The sequence below is a fragment of the Candidatus Nomurabacteria bacterium genome, from assembly GCA_023898525.1.
In the GTDB taxonomy this organism is placed as follows: Bacteria; Patescibacteriota; Minisyncoccia; order Phycocordibacterales; family UBA918; genus OLB19.
Window position 1 is genome coordinate 6,026 of sequence record CP060227.1, and the last position, 21,040, is coordinate 27,065.

Below are 21,040 nucleotides of genomic sequence, written 5' to 3' on the forward strand. Positions count from 1 at the left end.
AAAACTTTGGAAAAACAATATTTTTACAACACAATAGACAGTTTTAAAAAAAAGATGCTTGATGCGAAAAATGAGAATTCGTGGCTTTTTGTCGTGCAAAAAATTGGTATAAGCACCTTGTTTTTTTTGACATTTATTTCTTTTTTATTTACAAATACTTTCCCGAGTGTGTACGCTGGTACACTGAAGCATCTGGATCCTGATCAAGTGCCAATAAATATTTTTCCTTCCGAGGTAATTTCAGAGGGTTGGAATAATCTTAATGCTGTAACCAGTCAAGATCTTAAAGAATATTCCTTGTTTCAAGAATTTAATGAGATAAACTCAGTCTTTATAAATTCTAAGAGTATAAAGACAGATGTCTTCACTGAAGATAATGTTGTTAATGGTATTCCAAATTTTTTAAATGATGAACAAAAACCATTCTCAGATGTTGTGCCTGGTGCCTTTATTGCTTCAACGACTGTTCAAGATTCGGAGTTGTTTGAGGTAATTGAAGGTGAGTCAGTTCTTCAAACTGATGTCCTTAATAAAAATTCTGGTGAAACACTCGATATTGATAGCGTAAACATAGTATATCCAGTTGAACCCATTACCGAAATTAAATCAGAATCTGATCCAGTATTTGAATCAAAACCAGAATTTGAAATTGTTCCGAAATCAGAGTTAGAACAAGAAATACAATCTCAATCTGAACATGAAATCGTTGACGACCAGTCTGCTGCTATTGGTTTTCCTTCAAATTACCTTGTTTTTAATAAAGTGGCAAAATTGTATCGTTTTGCTGTTGCTGAGGTGATTGAGATAATATCTACATCGACAGATACAATTGAAAAACTAGAGACAATTGAACAAGAGGAATTGATTAAAGAACAAGTATTTGATAAGTCAGAATTTATTAATGACGAAACTGAAAGTTTGTTTGTAGAAAATTTAGAACAAAAGACAACTGAAATTGAAGACATAATTGCATCTTCTACCAATTTAGAAGAAATTAGTATAACTGATGAAGAAATCAGTTTACCCTTAGATAATACAAGTAATTCCGAATCAGGTGATTTGATTGCAGGGAAAAAGGAGGTTTTGAATCAAGTACCAAACTATATTTCTTTGAGTGGGTTTGATGTTCCAAATTTGGTGTCTGGTCAGTTTATAGATAACTTACAATTAAGATTATCTTTGGCTGGACAATATGATTTAATCGACGGTGAAAATATCCCATCAATTGAGGTTAGTTACTCGTTCGATACTTTTTCAAAAGAATCAGGTAGTATTATTATTGATGGTGAAATATCAAATGCTATAAATGGTGGATATTATTTAATATCCCTACCCAGTATTTCAGATCCTGCATTGTTATCTGATCTCACAATTAAGATTTCCTTTATAGGTGATATAGAGAGACTTAATGCACTTTACGTTGATTCTGCTTGGTTGGAAATGAATACAGTTATTTACGATAAAAATTTGCTGGCTTTGCGGTCGAATTTGGATGAAATGTTGAAACATCTTAAATCTCCTATGATTATGAAATTTATGAGTGATGAGATCGATTTTACTCGTACTGAGCTTCCACGATTTAATTTACGATACGAATCACAAAGAAATTTCCTAGTACAGACTTTTCGAAGTTTTATAGGAAAAGATTTAGCGACAATAGACAAAATTTCGTTCAAACACAACAACTTCCAAGAAATAGGAGTTTCACCTAAAGTGTCTATTACATCTGATGGTTTAATTTCTATTTCACTTGATGACGAAGATAAACAAAAGCTACCTCCAGGGGTCTACACAGTTGAGGTATCCGTTGATGAGGGTGGAGTTATTACAACTGATACTTTTGAATTTCAATGGGGTTTACTTTCTGTTAATACAAATCAAACAGAATATGGTAATGGGGAACAAGTAAAGATATCTATGGCTGCTCTAGCTTCAAACGGAAGTACGATATGTGATGCTAGATTAAATCTATACATAACTGATCCAAAAGGTTTTATTTCATCTGTTCCTGTACTTAGATCTGGAAAATGTGAGGGCGATAATGTGGTTGATGTTCCAGATTATAGTTCATTAATTACTACTGGCGAATTCGGTGAGTACGAGATTTATTTAGAGCGTGTAAATAATTCTGGTGATGTTTTGTCGCATGTTACAGAAACTTTTTACGTTGTACCAAATCAAGATATTGTAATTGAACGAAATGGTCCAACTCGTATTTTCCCACCCGCTTCTTACAGAGTAGATCTTTCTGTACATGCTCTTGACCGATCATTTGATGGTAAATTAGTAGAACGTGTTCCAGCTGATTTTGTAATTAGTGATACTAATGCGGAGATAATAAAAAACAATAATTATACTGAGTTGGTGTGGGATATGACAATGTTAAATGGGGTAACCAAAACTGTATCATATGAATTTAATGCTCCAGATTTATCTCCTTTTTTGTTTAACTTAGGTCCTGCAAAATTAATAACAACGGAAGAAATAGAGATTGTGACTGAAGTTGCTACTGAAAACAATAATATCCAGTCCATATCAACCGAAATTTCCATTCCATCATCTACTGAATCAGTTCATGTACCAGAGACAGTAGGTGCTACTGAGTTTGTAACTTCAACTCAGATAAATGAAATAGTTTTGTTTGAGGAACATCGTCAGTGGCAGATTGCATCTGATGCTTTGCAACCAAATATTCCAAGTTTATCTGAAACTCCATCTTTTGATAACTTACTTTCAACTACCACTACTCCTACTATTGGTGGTTTTGCAACAATTGATCCAGATGGTGATGTGGTCGAGTATGAATTCCAAATTGATGATAATTATGACTTTAGTTCTCCTGCTACCACTACTTATTCATTTAATTTTCCAACTGACGCCGGTTGGAGCGCTGCCACCTTCGCTTCAGGTGCCACTACCACCTATACCATCCAACCGGCTGACGCTCTAACTGATGGTGTGACGTATTGGTGGCGAGTGAGAGCGAAGGATCCTACTGATACTGACACCTGGACTTCATATAGTCAGACAAGAAGTATTACCATCGATACTTCTCTTTCCAGAAAAGAATGGCATCAGACACTTGGTTATCAATTTGAAAGGGACTCACTGGTCAGTATTGCTACAACTACCGGCGCCGCCGGATTAGCTACTGGGCTTGGACCTGTCCCCACCATAGAAAGCTTTACCTCAAACACCGCTCTCACTACTGGAGCTTCTATTACCCTTACCAAACCATCAGGAGTAGAAGTGGGAGACTTGTTATTAATCATGGTAGGAAATGACGATAATACCGCTACTGCTCAGTGGGATAATGCGACTCTTAAGCCATCTGGTTTTACATTGATAAACGAAGCTGGAAACGCTACGGCTGATGCACATACAGCTGCTTTCTACAGAATTGCTGACGGTACCGAAGGAGCAACAATCAATGTACCTTCACAAGCTAACGCTGATTACTGGGGATACTACGTTCGCGTTTCTGGAGTTGATCAAGTGACTCCAATAAACGTAACCGGAGCAGATTATATGTCTGGTAATAACACCAATCATTCAGTCACCAGTGTTACTACTGTGACTGACAATTCATTGGCATTTTATCTTTTGGCTGGAGACGGTGGTGATACTTTTCCATTTACAGTTTCCGGTACTGGCTGGAGTGAAAGTTCAGAAATACAAGCTGGTACCGGCTTTGGTAATGCTGCTGGTGCTTGGGGAACTCGTGATATGACAACTGCTGGTGCTACCGGTAACGCTACTGTGGGTATGAGTGTTAGTGATGGTGCGTCTGGTTTTCAATTTGCTTTGACGCCGGCGTCTATAACTTCAGGAACGATTATGTCATCAGAAGTTGATTTTGATTGGGTGTCTAATGAAGACGATTGGGGAGATATTAGTTGGAATGTCACTGAGCCGGCAGGAACCGACACATTTTTAAGTGTATATTATTCAAACGCTACTACTTGTGATACTTTGGTTTCTGATGTGGATTTACCTGGTAACAGCGTTGGATTTGATGCGACTTCAACCGGGATGGTTATATCCTCACTCTCCACCTCAACCTATAATCGTATTTGTTTAGAGATGACGCTTGATTTGGGTACGGGTACAACTTCACCAACTTTAAATGATTGGAGTATTAACTGGGATTTGCCAAATCAGGTGCCAAATATACCAGAGTATGATGTTCCACCAGCTTTTGATAACCTTCTGGCTACTTCAACACCTATTTTAGGAGGTTTTGTATCTACTGATTTTGAAAGCGACAACATGGAATACGAGTTCATCTTAGACAATGACTTTGATTTTGGCTCGCCGCTCTTAACTAAACAATCTTCAAATTATCCAACTGACGCCGGTTGGAGCGCTGCCACTTTCGCTTCAGGTGCCACTACCACCTACACCATTCAACCGGCTGACGCTCTAACTGATGGTGTGACGTATTGGTGGAAGGTACGAGCTCGTGATCCGAGTGGGTCTAATGAATGGTCTGATTATTCTGAAGCTAGAAGCGTGACTATCGATATTTCAGTTCTAGAATTAGCTTGGCACCAAACATTGGGATATCAATTTGAAGACGGAGTATTTGATAATGCAGCAACGACAACGGGAGGTGTTTGGCTGGCTTCTACCAGCTCTGCAAGTAGTGTCCCCACCATAGAAAGCTTTACCTCAAACACCGCTCTCACTACTGGAGCTTCTATTACCCTTACCAAACCATCAGGAGTAGAAGTGGGAGACTTGTTATTAATCATGGTAGGAAATGACGATAATACCGCTACTGCTCAGTGGGATAATGCGACTCTTAAGCCATCTGGTTTTACATTGATAAACGAAGCTGGAAACGCTACGGCTGATGCACATACAGCTGCTTTCTACAGAATTGCTGACGGTACCGAAGGAGCAACAATCAATGTACCTTCACAAGCTAACGCTGATTACTGGGGATACTACGTTCGCGTTTCTGGAGTTGATCAAGTGACTCCAATAAACGTAACCGGAGCAGATTATATGTCTGGTAATAACACCAATCATTCAGTCACCAGTGTTACTACTGTGACTGACAATTCATTGGCATTTTATCTTTTGGCTGGAGACGGTGGTGATACTTTTCCATTTACAGTTTCCGGTACTGGCTGGAGTGAAAGTTCAGAAATACAAGCTGGTACCGGCTTTGGTAATGCTGCTGGTGCTTGGGGAACTCGTGATATGACAACTGCTGGTGCTACCGGTAACGCTACTGTGGGTATGAGTGTTAGTGATGGTGCGTCTGGTTTTCAATTTGCTTTGACGCCGGCGTCTATAACTTCAGGAACGATTATGTCATCAGAAGTTGATTTTGATTGGGTGTCTAATGAAGACGATTGGGGAGATATTAGTTGGAATGTCACTGAGCCGGCAGGAACCGACACATTTTTAAGTGTATATTATTCAAACGCTACTACTTGTGATACTTTGGTTTCTGATGTGGATTTACCTGGTAACAGCGTTGGATTTGATGCGACTTCAACCGGGATGGTTATATCCTCACTCTCCACCTCAACCTATAATCGTATTTGTTTAGAGATGACGCTTGATTTGGGTACGGGTACAACTTCACCAACTTTAAATGATTGGAGTATTAACTGGGATTTGCCAAATCAGGTGCCAAATATACCAGAGTATGATGTTCCACCAGCTTTTGATAACCTTCTGGCTACTTCAACACCTATTTTAGGAGGTTTTGTATCTACTGATTTTGAAAGCGACAACATGGAATACGAGTTCATCTTAGACAATGACTTTGATTTTGGCTCGCCGCTCTTAACTAAACAATCTTCAAATTATCCAACTGACGCCGGTTGGAGCGCTGCCACTTTCGCTTCAGGTGCCACTACCACCTACACCATTCAACCGGCTGACGCTCTAACTGATGGTGTGACGTATTGGTGGAAGGTACGAGCTCGTGATCCGAGTGGGTCTAATGAATGGTCTGATTATTCTGAAGCTAGAAGCGTGACTATCGATATTTCAGTTCTAGAATTAGCTTGGCACCAAACATTGGGATATCAATTTGAAGACGGAGTATTTGATAATGCAGCAACGACAACGGGAGGTGTTTGGCTGGCTTCTACCAGCTCTGCAAGTAGTGTCCCCACCATAGAAAGCTTTACCTCAAACACCGCTCTCACTACTGGAGCTTCTATTACCCTTACCAAACCATCAGGAGTAGAAGTGGGAGACTTGTTATTAATCATGGTAGGAAATGACGATAATACCGCTACTGCTCAGTGGGATAATGCGACTCTTAAGCCATCTGGTTTTACATTGATAAACGAAGCTGGAAACGCTACGGCTGATGCACATACAGCTGCTTTCTACAGAATTGCTGACGGTACCGAAGGAGCAACAATCAATGTACCTTCACAAGCTAACGCTGATTACTGGGGATACTACGTTCGCGTTTCTGGAGTTGATCAAGTGACTCCAATAAACGTAACCGGAGCAGATTATATGTCTGGTAATAACACCAATCATTCAGTCACCAGTGTTACTACTGTGACTGACAATTCATTGGCATTTTATCTTTTGGCTGGAGACGGTGGTGATACTTTTCCATTTACAGTTTCCGGTACTGGCTGGAGTGAAAGTTCAGAAATACAAGCTGGTACCGGCTTTGGTAATGCTGCTGGTGCTTGGGGAACTCGTGATATGACAACTGCTGGTGCTACCGGTAACGCTACTGTGGGTATGAGTGTTAGTGATGGTGCGTCTGGTTTTCAATTTGCTTTGACGCCGGCGTCTGGTGTAGTGGGGTCTGTGATTTCACCGGAAGTTGATTTTGACTGGGTATCTGGACAGACTAATTGGGGTTTAATCGAATGGAATATCACAGAACCAGTTGGGAGTGATACATTGTTACAGGTTTATTATTCCAGCAGTACTGTTTGTGACACTTTAATACCTGACGGTGATCTTTCTGGAAATGCTGTCGGCTTTGGTATTGATCAAAATAATTTGTTTATTAATTCACTCTCCACCTCAACCTATAATCGTATTTGTTTGAGTGTGTCATTTGACCTCGGAGTGGCCGCTAGTTCACCAATTCTTGACGATTGGACTATAAGATGGGTAATACCAAATCAGGCTCCAAATACACCAACTTTATCGGAGACACCAGCTTTTGATAATTATCGCGCCACTACTACGTTACCAAGTTTAGGAGGTTTTGTATCTACTGATTTTGAAAGCGACAACATGGAATACGAGTTCATCTTAGACAATGACTTTGATTTTGGCTCGCCGCTCTTAACTAAACAATCTTCAAATTATCCAACTGACGCCGGTTGGAGCGCTGCCACTTTCGCTTCAGGTGCCACTACCACCTACACCATTCAACCGGCTGACGCTCTAACTGATGGTGTGACGTATTGGTGGAAGGTACGAGCTCGTGATCCGAGTGGGTCTAATGAATGGTCTGATTATTCTGAAGCTAGAAGCGTGACTATTAGTACTGCTATTACTATACCAGAGTGGTTTCAGACCACTGACGATCAATTTGCTTCAAACTTTGCATTAATAAACGCCACTACCAGTGATGGACTTTCTATTGATGCAAGTCCGGTATTGGTAGCAGAGTTGGATGGTTGGTCGACTGGTAACACAAAAACTATTAGTGATGGTAGTGATAGAGCTTTAATAGTAACTATCATTTCTGAAGATTCTGGAACAAACACAAATGTCGATACTGTCACATATGGTGGGCAAACTCTAACTGAGATTGATGATCAGCAAATTGGTACCGGTTTCAGTAATGGAGCTTGGGTTGGTTATTTAGACGAAGCTGGTATTCAAGCTGCAGTTGGCACCACTATTACTCCAAGTTGGATTGGTGGTGCACCTGGTAATGGTTTGCAGTACATGTCTGCTGTTTACGAAAATGTTAATCAAGATAATCCTGTTCGAGATTATAGTGGTAATGCTTTGACTTCAGGTACTACAATTACTCCAACTGCTTCAATTGATGTTTTTTCCGGTGACATGATGATTTATGTAACTGAGACAGAGGATAGTTTAACCCACACTGCCGCCACAGGTTACACTGAAGGAGTAGAGCAGGATACTGGTGGTAATGGGTTTGTAAACGCCAGTGCTTACAAAGCTATAACTAGTGATGGTAGCGAATACCCTGAAGCCAATTGGTCTGCCTCAGGTAACAGATTATTGATGATAGCTTTTGCTTTACAACCAAGTCCAGAAACTGGTTCTGTAATGTCCTCTGAAGTTGATTTTGATTGGGTGCCAAATCAAACTGATTGGGGTGAGGTTATTTGGCATGTGAATGAGCCGACGGGCACCGAGGTGTTGTTGCGTGTTTACTATTCTAATTCTGCTACTTGTGACACATTGGTACCAGACGGTATTTTAGCAGGTAATTCAGAGGGAATTGTTTCTGGGGGAAGTCCGCTTGATATTTCAAATCTGTCAACTTCAACCTATAATCGTATTTGTCTAAATGCTACCCTTAGTAAAGGAATAGCGAGTGTTTCACCAGTCCTTGAGGATTGGGCGGTAAGTTGGGAGAAAAGCCCGATTTATGAGCAAAATGGTTTCTGGTGGTATAATAATACTAATGCTGTTACGCCAACTGATACTTGGCCACCAGGAGCCACGACCGGGGAGTTGTTACAAAATGAGGTAATTAATAGTACTTATCCAACTAAAACTGGTGATGTGCTACGTTTACGTATGGGGGTCGGAGTGACATCAGTGAATTCTTCTGGATCTTCATTTAAATTGCAATATGCTGCTGGAGATATTTGTTCAGAATCATTGGAATGGAGTGACGTAGCTCCAATAGGTAGTAGTACAGCATTGTGGAGGGGATACAATAATGTTTCGGTTAGTGACGGAGATACTTTACCAAGTGCTAGCTTGTCCGCAACAGACAAGTTTGAAACTTATGAAGAAGAAAATGATACATCAGCAATACCTAATGCTATTAATACAGGAGAATACGGAGAATGGGATTGGGTTATAGAAAACCAAGCTGATTCTGGTACCTCGTATTGTTTCCGTATGGTAACACCTGATGGTAACCGTTTTAAAACCTATACGAATTATCCAAGATTGGTAACCAACCAATCTCCGACTGTGGTGTCATACCCTGTACCATTTGATAATGAAAAAATGGCTAGCACTTCGCCCTGGTTTGAATTTACTGGAGTTGATCCGGAAGGAGAGAATATAGACTATCAGATTCAAATTGATGATGATGTTGACTTTAGCTCACCTGTTGCCGACCACAATTCTGTATCTAATTCAATTTACTTTGAAAACCAAGATACGATTTCTGATAAATCACCGTTTAACGATAGTGAGGAAATACGTTACGTAATACCGTCAACTCTTTCAAATGATGTAACTTATTGGTGGAGAGTCAGAGCTATTGATAGTGAAGCTTCGGCTAATTATGGAGATTGGACAACAGCTAAGAGTTTCACTATTGATACAGGAGTTACAATATCTACTTGGTTTCAAACCACTGAAGAACAATTTGATACTGACACGTTGGAACAAACAGATGCTACCATATCTGACGATGTTCAGTTAGCGAGTGGACAAAGTTTTGGTACTACAACTAGTAGTATGATTGATTTTGATTGGGTAACAATCGGAAATGCTTGGGGTGAATTTTCATTTACTGAGACAGGATCTGCTAATGATATTCTTTATCATATAGAATATAATAACGGATCTTCTTGGCAATTAATTCCAGACGCTGATTTAGCGGGGAATGCTTCTGGCTATGATACTTCACCAGTTGATCTGATTGATCTAGATACTGAGACATATAATCAAATCAGGATTCGTGCTAATTTTGAAAACGGCAGTCCGTCAATTCAGGATTGGACTGTTAATTGGGGGCTTCGAGTTTCGGTACCAACACATCAACTTTTATTTGATAATGAAAAAACTGGTACTACGTCTCCAACATTTACTTTCTATACCACTGACCCAGAAGGTGATGACTTGGAGTATGAATTTTCATGGTCGACTGATGTTACTTTCGCATCTGGTTCTACTACTGTAAATTCCTCTTCTTCACCAGGTTTCGTTAATATCGACAACGGTGCTGACACGTCACCTTATTTTACTGGAAATACTATCAGTTACACTATGCAAAGTTCACTAACAGATGGTGTAACTTATTGGTGGCGTACTCGTGCTAAAGATCCGACTGGAGGTAATAGCTATTCGTTCTGGTCTGAGCCTTGGAGCTTTACAGTTGATACCACTGCTACCACTTCAACATGGTTTCAGACCACTAAAGAGCAATTTGAGACAGACACATTGGCTAGTACTATTGCTTCTACTACTGATTCAATAAGCACTATTCCATCTTCTGTGGTAACTTACAATTTTAATGGAGTTACAAGTCCGAGCGCTACACATGTCGGGCGGGATTTTGAGGTAGATGTGCTTGATCCAACTGATCCACCAACCGTTGACGCAATAGATACTCTTACTGTGCTTGGTACTTCTGCTAGTACTCCAAACTTACGTTCTGGAATCGCTGGTTATGCAAGCGATGCAGAAGCCACAAATGGTCAATATACTTCACTTTCCTCTAGTGATGATAATAGATGGACTATTACTGACCCAAACGCTGGTGACAACGCTGTTTTTTGGGCGGAATTTGATATTGCAGAAGATCCAACTAATATAGATCAAATAGATATTACACTTGAAGGATTTCAAGGAGCTGCAACCGATGTGGCTTGGCTTGGTATTTGGAGACCAGGAACAACTACTCCGTATTGGCAGGAATTAGATCGTTTTCAGCAGACCGTTACTGACGGTACTTATACAGGTACTATAACAACTAATATCTCAGAATACTTTGATGGTAACAATAAAATTCATGTAATTTTCTTCAATGAAGATGATAATGACTCGCTGTTTGTTGATTATGTGGAAGTGATAATTACTAGTAATAGTGCCAGCTCTGGTTCGGTTATAGGTACACCACTTGACTTTGATAATGGAAGTGGACCAGCTTGGGGCAGTATGTTTTGGAGTGATAGCGAGCCAGGTAGTAGTTCCTTATATTATCAAGTTGAATATTTGAATGGTATTGGTGAATGGGAATTGATACCAGATTTAGATTTGTCTGGTAACTCTGCTGGATTTACTACTTCACCAATAGATTTAAAATTACTTAACACTACTACATACAACGAGATTAGACCGGTAGCAAACTTTACCTGTGTAGCTGCTGATTGCCCAACCTTAAACGACTGGACTATAGAATGGTCTCGTGGGTTCACTGTTTCTGGTACAGCTTATGAGTATGATGGTGTGACTGCCTTAACAACAGGTACTGTAGCGGTAGCAGTAAATGGTGTGTTGCAAACAGGTAAAACTGCAAGTATCTCTGCAGGTAGTTGGACTATTGATAACGTTACATATTTTGAAGATGATATCGTTACTGTTTTTATAAATGGAGCGACTGATGCTGAAGAAGCGGTTGCGGTAACAGCATATGATGGTGTTCCTGATATAACCGGCATGAGATTACAGCAACGACATCTTACAATTGGTTCTGATGATAATGTAGCTATTACTAATGCAAATTTACATACTTATGACTTTACTAATGACGAGGATCTTTTCTTTGATGTGGATGGCAGTAATGTGTTGAGTATGTGCGCTGATGTTAGTTGTGAAGATGCAGGTATTGTAGTGTTACCAAACAACACCTATAACCCAGGCGCAAATTTAACAACACATGATTTTACCAATGCCGGGACACTAGTGTCAGGAGTGAATACCTTAAGAGTGTCTGGCTCTTGGGTAAACTCAGCTACCTCCACTATGACTGGCTCAACTGTCATTTTCACCGCTACTTCTACTACTGAAACTATAGATTCAACTGGTGCGGTCAGTCCAGCGTTTAATAATGTGACATTTGGAGAAACTGCTGGTACTGCTACTTGGACTCTCGGTAGTCTGTTTGATGTTAACGGTGTTTTGACTATTGATTATGGTACTTTAAATCGTGGAATAGAAGAAATTTCGGTGGCCGGAAACATTATTACAAATACTAATGGTTATTGGAGCGGTATTGGTACAACTACCATTGATGGTACAAATCCAACGACTTGGACAGATAACAATGCTGTTAACCAAAATATAGGGTATGTAGTAGTTGATGGGGTAAGCAAGGTTCTGTTGGCTGGTAGTAATATAACTATGCAATCTCTAACCATTGAAGCTAATGATATATTTGATTTAAATAACCAAACAGCAACGATAAATGAAGGATGGAATAATCTAAATACTTTCACTCCGCGGTTGGGAACGATAATATTTGCCGCTACCACAACTAACCATTCAATTACTGTTGGCGGTGATTCATTTTATAACCTTACTTTCAATGGTTCGGGTGGTAGTTGGGCGTTTACAGAGCCTGCACTTGTAGTTTCAAATGACTTTACTATCGCAACAGGAACTGTGACTATGCCTACAGCTACAACTACAATTTCCGGTTCTTTTGATTCCACAGGCGGAACTTTCGCTCATAATAACGGTGTGATGTATTTTAATTCTGGTTCGGCTGAGACAATTACTTTTGATGGTGGTTCGTTCACTAATGCTTCTTACGATTTAACTTTTAATGGAGCTGGAAATTGGACTGTTAATGACGTAAATGCTACCAGCTCAAATGATGTAACAATTACTGCTGGAACACTTAATTTTCCTACTGGTGTGTTTTCAATTGGAGGGACGTTAGTTGATACTGGAGGAGTTTATAACGGAGGTAGTGGTACAGTTTTGTTTTATAGTAGCGCCAGTGAAATTCTGACTGCCGGTGGTTCTGCTTTTAGTAATCTTGAGTTTGATGGAATTGGAAATTGGTCGTTTAGTGACACAAATGTTACAGTGTTTGGTGACTTAGTCGTTACTCAAGGAGCTTTAACTTTACCGAACGGTACTTTTAATCTTGGTGGATCGTACACTAATAATAGTACTGTAAATCCTGGAACAGGAACTTTGAAATTTAATTCAAACGATATTGGTGAGATATTGAATTTTGGTAGTTCATCACTTTATGATGTTGTTTTTGACAATGTGACAGGAGGTTGGACTATTTCCACTCCAGCCACAACCACGAACGATTTTACTTTAACAGATGCTAGTGACTGGACTTTGGCCAGTGGTCAAGTTTTATCGGTTGGTGGAGTATTTACTAATAATGTCGGTGGTGCCTCGACTACTTGGACAGGTACGACTTTATCGCTTGAAAATGGAAATTATAGTATAAATACTAAATCAGACTTAGGGGATAATTATGAAACATTAAGTATTGCTACGAGTACCCATGTTAGAATGTGGAATTCATTGGCTAACTCTCATGTTGTTGACTCCGGTGGTTCACTTTATTCACAAGATCACAATTCTGTGGATGGAGATTTGTATATATTTGGAAATTATATAAATACAAATGGCGTGGATTATTGGAGTTATGCCACTGACTTTGACGGTGCAGACTTAAGTGGAAGTGAACGTCAGTCAAACGTACGTTTTGCAAATGGTGCAAAAGCAACTTTTGTAAATAGTATAGTAGATATTATTGGAACAACTTCAGCTTCAACAACGATAGCTAATCAAGGTGCGGGTACATATACGGTTGATTTTAGCGGCGGAACTACTACAGTTCAATATTATGACTTTACAGATCTGGGTAGCACTGGTGTTTCATTTTTGGATTCAGTAATCGTTCCTGTTTTAAGAAATGGATCTTATACTGTATCAACACCAGGTGGTTCGGCCATAACTCTGTCTTCAACTACAATTGATATCAATCCGGCTAAGCAGGTTTATAATGTTACTTTCGCCACCACGACTCCTATGAGTGGGTATAATATCAGTCAAACTGACGGTACTCCTACTTCGTATTGGTGGTTTAGAGAGGGATCAGGTAATCTTAATGGTGAAGCGAATGATAATGATACTGGTGATCCTGGTTCAGTTCGTTTTGATGATAGTTCACTTACTATTACTGTTGCTGGCGCAGTGTATCAAGATGATGGAATCAGTCCGATTATTGGTGGTACATGTGATGGAGTTACAAATAGTGTTCGATTGGTGGTTAATGGAAGTACTACATATGATGGCTCTTGCAGTAATATAGATGGTACATATAGTATTTCTGGTGTGGTGATAGTAGGTGATCCAACTTTGACTATTTATCTAAATGATGCATCAGGCGGAGAGAAGGGGTCAGTGATAACCCGAACACCAACATCTGATATTCTGGATCTAGATATATATGCCAACCGAGTTATTGTTCGTAACGAAGACGTTGATGCTGTAACGATAGCCAATATGGCTACGTACGATTCAGACGATGATATTGATCTAAGTTTCACTGCTTCCACAGGAACCACTCCTGTGCTTGTAACTAATCAAAATACAGAACTTTATGTTTGGCAAAACAAAACCTTTGTTCCTGGTGGAGCAATTACTCTTAGTGCAAACAGTCAAGCAAATAGCTATGATGGTTCTTTGGTGTTAGCAACATCATCTACGTTTGTTGCTAACGGTACCAGCACTTATATTATTGGTGGGCGGTTGGTGCAGGGTAGTGGAGCTTCTTTCGTACCGGCTTCTTCTACTGTCATTATGAATGCAACTACTAGTGGTAAGAGTATTACTGCTAATGAATTGGTCAATTTCTACGACCTAACCTTTAGTGGAATAGGTGGTGGTTGGAACATTGGAGCAAATATAGAGGTGGATAATAATATGCTTATTTCCACCGGAACAGTTACTGGTACTGGAGATATAACTATCTTAAATGGATCGTTGACTGGTGACGGAACTTTGTCATTAGGAGGTGGAACCACCACTATGTCTGTCAGTAACAATTTGGGTGGTAATACCGCTTGGACTTTCTACAATTTAACTCTCGGTAACGGTCTAGTAGTCGGAACTACTACTCCATTGTTTACAGCTACTACCACAGTGTCAGGTACTTTAACAATCGCTAATGCACACTTCTTGGATGCAGGCAGTACGATTTGGGATTTGGCAGGAACAGGTACTGTCTTTACTGGATCTGGAACTTTTATTTATGATACTAGTACTGTGCGTTACAGTGGAGCAGGAGCTGATGTAACGTCACTTAATTACTACAATCTTGATATAAATGCTGGATCTGGTTCGCAGACTTATACATCTACTGGTCTTGGGATCTCTGTTAATAACAGCTTAACCATCGGTGGAGAAGCTAGTACTACTTTTGACCTAAACACCAATGATGTTGCTGTTGCTGTTTCTGGTGACGTGGTTATTCAGAACAATGGTTCTTTTATAGCTAGTGATAGTGCATTACTGTCTGTGGCTGGTGATTGGTTAAACTATGGTAGTTTTACCCATAACTCAGGTACAGTAACCTTTGATACACCTACTGCTACAAATATAAATGCTGGTTTATCAGCTTTCGGTTCTGTTGATATCAATGGGGTTGGTTCATTTACTGTGTTGTCGCACGCTACAGCTACTAATGCTTGGTCACTTTCTAATCATTCTTCATTTACGCTTTCAGGTGGTCAGACTTTAGCAGTGGGTGGAATTTTCTCAAATAACCTGGCTGGTGGCGCTACTACTTGGAGTAGTTCTACTTTAGCTTTGTATGGTGGTGGTAATTATGAGATAAATGCTTCGACCACAAATGACACATATGGTACATTGGAAGTTAGAGATACAACACAGATTCGAATGTGGAATTCCGATGCTTCTAGTTACGACGTTAATTCAACTGCTTCTTTATATTCACAGGATCATGGTAATGTTGATGGAACGTTAAATATTTATGGAACATACTCCAATTCTATACTCGTCGATGAATGGAGTTATACCATTGATTTTGATGGTACCGATTTAACTGGCGGAAATGAGCGGCCAGTTACTGTACAATTTGCTTCTGGTTCAGGTGTTGTTTTGTCAGCTGGCGGAACATTAAATGTTATTGGTAATCCAATTGCTTCAACTACTATCACAAATCAAGGGTCAGGTACGTATGGTATCTCTGTAACTGGCGGTAGTACAAATTGGTCTTACTACGAGTTGCGTAACTTAAATGCCACAGGTCTTTCGTTTTCAGGAACTCCAACAGTAACCACATTATCTAATGGAGATATTGAATTAGCTGTAACTGGTGGTACAGGAATTTCTGTAACTGATTCTGTTATAGATAATAATCCAGCTAAGACCTTTACTGGAAATAGATTTGCTCTTGGCGCTGCAGCTACAGGTTTTAATGTGACTGCGACTGGTACTTCAGTAAGCTCTTGGCGCTTTACTAATCACTTTGGTGGCTATGATGGTGAATCTTTTGATAATGATCCTGACGGTGATCCGGGGTATATAGTCTGGGATGATTCAGCTGCCTTAATCACAATATCTGGAAAGGTTTATAGTGATGAAGGTTCTACCATATCCACTATTTGTGATGGAAGTACTACCAATATTTCTCTGGAAGTGGCTGGTTTAACAAATTACCTTGCAAGTTGCGATTCCGGTACTGGTTCTTATAGTATTACTAACGTAGCTTACAGTCCTGGAGATTCATTTGTAGTTTATATTGATGGAGAATCTGCTAAAGCTGCTACTGTAAGTTCCGCTCCAATTTCTAGTATTGGCAACTTTAATCTCTATGAAAATAGAGTAATTGTGCGACACGAGGGTGTTGATCCTTTGACCATTGATGATATGTCAGTATGGGATTCTTCTGATGATCCTGATATACCATTTACAGCGATCAGTAGTAGTCCAGACACTCTTGATTTGCCAGCTAACTATAAATTGATAGTTTGGACAGGAAAGACTTTTACTCCCGAAGGTGATGTGACCATTGCTGGGGGTGGAGCTGGTCAACCTTATGATGGAACTTTGGAATTATATGCTAATTCAGTCTTTGATTCAGGAACCGGCAATACACACACTATCGGAGGTAGTTTTGTTGCTAGTTCAACAGCGACCTTTAATGCCGGTACTTCCAATATAATTTTGACTACTACTGGTAGTAATCGTTCTGTGTTAGTTAATGAAAACCCTTTCTTTAATTTAACCTTCAACGGAAGTGGTAGTTGGTATATTATTGACCCTAATATTTATGTCAATAACGATGTAACTATTACTAGTGGTGTAGTTACTATGCCGATTGCCACCAGTACTTTTGCAGGTTCGTTTGAAAATAATGGTGGAAGCTTTGTCGCGAGTGCAGTCTCCTTGTTCACAAGTACTTCATCAGGTAAAAATATTAGATTTGGCGGTTCTAGTTTTACTAAAATGCAGTTTACTGGTTTTGGTGATTGGACCATTATCGATACAGATGCTACATCAACTGGTTCAATAATTAAAACTGATGGCGCGCTTACTTTGCCGTCAGGTCAGTTTGCTGTTGGTGCAGATTTTCTAAATGAATCGGGTAGTATTGATCATAATAATGGTGAGCTTGTATTATTCAGTACTAGCTCAAATATGCTTCAGGCAACAGGTTCAGACTTATACGCAGTCACGTTTGCCGGTAATGGAAACTATACTATACTTGATACAAACTTAACTTTAATAGAATCGTTAACGATTTCAACTGGAACAGTCACTTTCGCTTCAGGAACTTTGTCGATCGGTGGGTCGTTTGATGCTAGCGGTGGTTTATTCAATAATTCAACTGGAACTGTGTTGTTGAACAGTACTACAACTGGAAGAATTATTGATCCAGGAACTAGTGCGTTCTATGATCTGCAAATAGGCGCTCCAGCTGGAGGATATACGTTAATAGCTTCTGCAACCACCACGAATAATTTCACTATTGCTTCAGTTGGTAATTTTGTTACCCAAAGTAGTCCTACCATATATGTGGGTGGGGTGTTCACGAATAGTGTGGGTGGAGGAGCGACTGATTGGGTGGGGAGTACTTTATATCTGGATGGTCAAAGTGCTTATACTATTAACACAAAAGCAGTTGGTGGTGATAATTATAATGTGTTGAATATTGGTGTTAATAGCGATATAAGAATGTGGAATTCTGCAGCTACTACTACACAAATAGATACAAACGCTTCCTTGTATTCACAAGATCATAATGTTGTGGATGGGGATCTGTATATTTATGGTGATTTTACTATTGCTACTACTACTGAGTATTGGAATTACGCGACTGATTTTGATGGTACTGATATTTCTGGTTTTGAGCGTCAAGTAAATGTTCATCAAGCTACAAATTCAACCACTACACTACAAAGTGGAACCCTTAATGTTGTTGGAGTGAATGGTAATAAAACTAATATAACCAATCAGGGAAGTGGTACATATGCCTTTGATTTAACCGGCGGTACATTTAATGCTTTATACTATGCTTTTAGCAATCTTGATGTTAACGGTTTAAATATTTCAGGTACGCCAACTCTTACTTCTCTCTCGAATGGTGATTTTGAATTAGCTGTAAATGGAGGTACTTTAATTAAAGTAACCGATCAAGCATTAAATGCTAATGCTTCAAAAGTTGTTACTGGTAATAGTTTTTCTACTACGACCGCGATCGCTGGAGCGAATGTGACTTTAGTTGGGTCGACAACCAACGTGTGGACATTTGTCAGTCATACCGGAAACTTAGATGGTGAAGATTTTGATGTAGATGATGGTACAGAGTGTGGATCTATACGGTGGAGTAACAGTTCGTGCCTTTTGACGCAACAAACAAATTTCCGTTGGCGAAGCGATGACGGAGGAGCGCAGGTTCCAGACAATGAATGGTTTGATGTTAATTGGAATGCTCGCAAACAAGTTCGTATTAAGAATGTTGATCCAGCTACTTACACCGATGCCGCTATACAAATTTTTGTAGCTTATGACACTGATATGCAAGCTGACTTTGATGACCTTAGATTTACTGATAGTACCGGAATAAGTGAGATACCTTATTGGTTAGGTTCGACTACTAATGCTGTGGCTGCAGAGGTATGGGTAAAGGTGCCAAGTTTAACCGCCAATGAAACTACATCAGTTTTCATGTATTACAATAATCCAACTGCCACATCTACTAGTTCAAGTACCCAGGTATTTATAGCCACGGATGACTTTGAAGATAATAATATTTCTGAATACAGCGGTCAAACAAGTCTATTTGGAACCGGAACTAGCTATAATTATGATGGAACATATGGCCTAGATAATCTAGGGAATGAGTCTGGTCGTGCTAACCTTGGTGGTATTTATAGATTTGATCAAACTGTAAGTCAAGGTGAAACTTTCAGATATTTACAATATATTGATACATCAGCTGGTTCTGGAGATGAGGTTTGTACTATGTTTGGTGTTCAGTCACCTGGTTCAACTAACCAAAATTACGCAGTTTGTTTGGAACAATTTGGTATTGATAGAGTGTCTTTGGTGAAAGATGTGGTTGATAATGATAGTTCAGGTACGATTCTAGCCTCGTCTACTATTACATATTCAACTGGTTGGTATGAAGTGGAAATTGATTGGGGAACCGATAATAATATTTTTGTTTCTTTGTATGATTCTGCCAACACTTTAGTAGCTACAACATCAGTAACTGATAGTACTTATACGTCTGGTGGTTATGGTTTTACTTATTGGTTCCACAATGGTGGATGGGATAGTATCAGTTCACGTCCAACTTTAACAAACGAGCCAACTATTTATTTTGGAGTTGAACAAGTTGATGGTGGTGCGACTTGGGAGGCTGCGCAAAATAGTCCTACATCATTTAATGTTAGTGATGTTGCTCGACTTAGAATATCAATTGATAATACCGGTTTACCTATTACAAACCAACAATTTTTGCTTGAGTACGCACCGCTTGGTGTAGCTCCAAGTTGTGAAGCTGTCGCTTCAATTGGTTACTCATCTGTTCCATCGCAAGCTAGCTGTGGAACATCCCCAGTCTGTATGCAAAGTTCAACACATATTACAAATGGTGAATCTACAGTTGATTTGCTAACAAATGTAAGTGGAATATTTGTTCCAGGAGAAGTGAGAGAAGATCCGACGAATATTACCAGTAATCTAGATGTTGACCAAAATGAATATGTAGAGTTGGAGTATGTTATTATACCGACCAATAATGTGGTTGATGAGAACTTATGTTTTAGAGTAACAAATAATGGTGTTGATTTGGATACATATTTAAGTGTTGCAGAACTTCAATTAAAATTTGACCCGACTTTTGGAGCGGTGAATTTAAATAGCGGTCTTGATATTAGTTTAACTTCAGGAACTACTACTTTAGTTTATGCAACTGGGACAGTGACTGATCTTAATGGTTATAGCGACTTAACTAATGCTACAGCCACTATCTACCGCAGTGGTGCTGGAGCAAGTTGTACAGCTAACAACAATAATTGCTACATATTAAGTACCGAGAATAATACTTGTAGCTTTACTGACTGTTCCGGTAATAGTTGTACTCTGTCTTGTGTCGCTGATATGCAGTTCCATGCTGATCCAACCGACGCTGATACCTATGAAGGAGAAGAATGGTTGGCTTATTTGGAGGCAGAAGATTCAGTTGGGGGTTATGATTTTGCCTCTGCGCCAGGAGTTGAACTTCTGACCTTGCGGGCCCTGGCGGTAGACTCAAGCATAGACTATGGGTCCCTGACCCCTAACTCTGACACTGGTAGTTTTAACCCGACCACTACTGTGACGAATCTTGGTAATGCACCGATTGATGTTGATGTTACAGGCAGCGATATGACTGGCGGATTATCTTCAACCATTCCGGCTGATCAGCAAAAAGTAGCCACCTCCACCTTTACTTACAGTGCATGCCCAACTTGCCAGCAGTTGTCGTCGACTACTCCGGTGACACTTGATTTAAATATGTCAAAACCAGCTACCACTACACCACCGGTAGAGTCTGATGTGTACTGGGGAATAAATGTACCGTTCACCACCGGCAACTCAGCTCACTCCGGAGTTAACCTTTTCACGGCTATTGGTATTTAGAGTTAGTCTAAGGAATGAT

General features: G+C 39.7%; 1 protein-coding gene. It reads left to right on the top strand.

All coding sequences use genetic code 11. From position 1 onward, the window contains the following. Positions 1-6: 6 nt before the first annotated feature. Complete coding sequence (locus H6779_00025) at positions 7-21,021, top strand: DUF2341 domain-containing protein (protein USN87822.1); 21,015 nt, start codon at positions 7-9, stop codon at positions 21,019-21,021. Positions 21,022-21,040 lie beyond the last annotated feature (19 nt).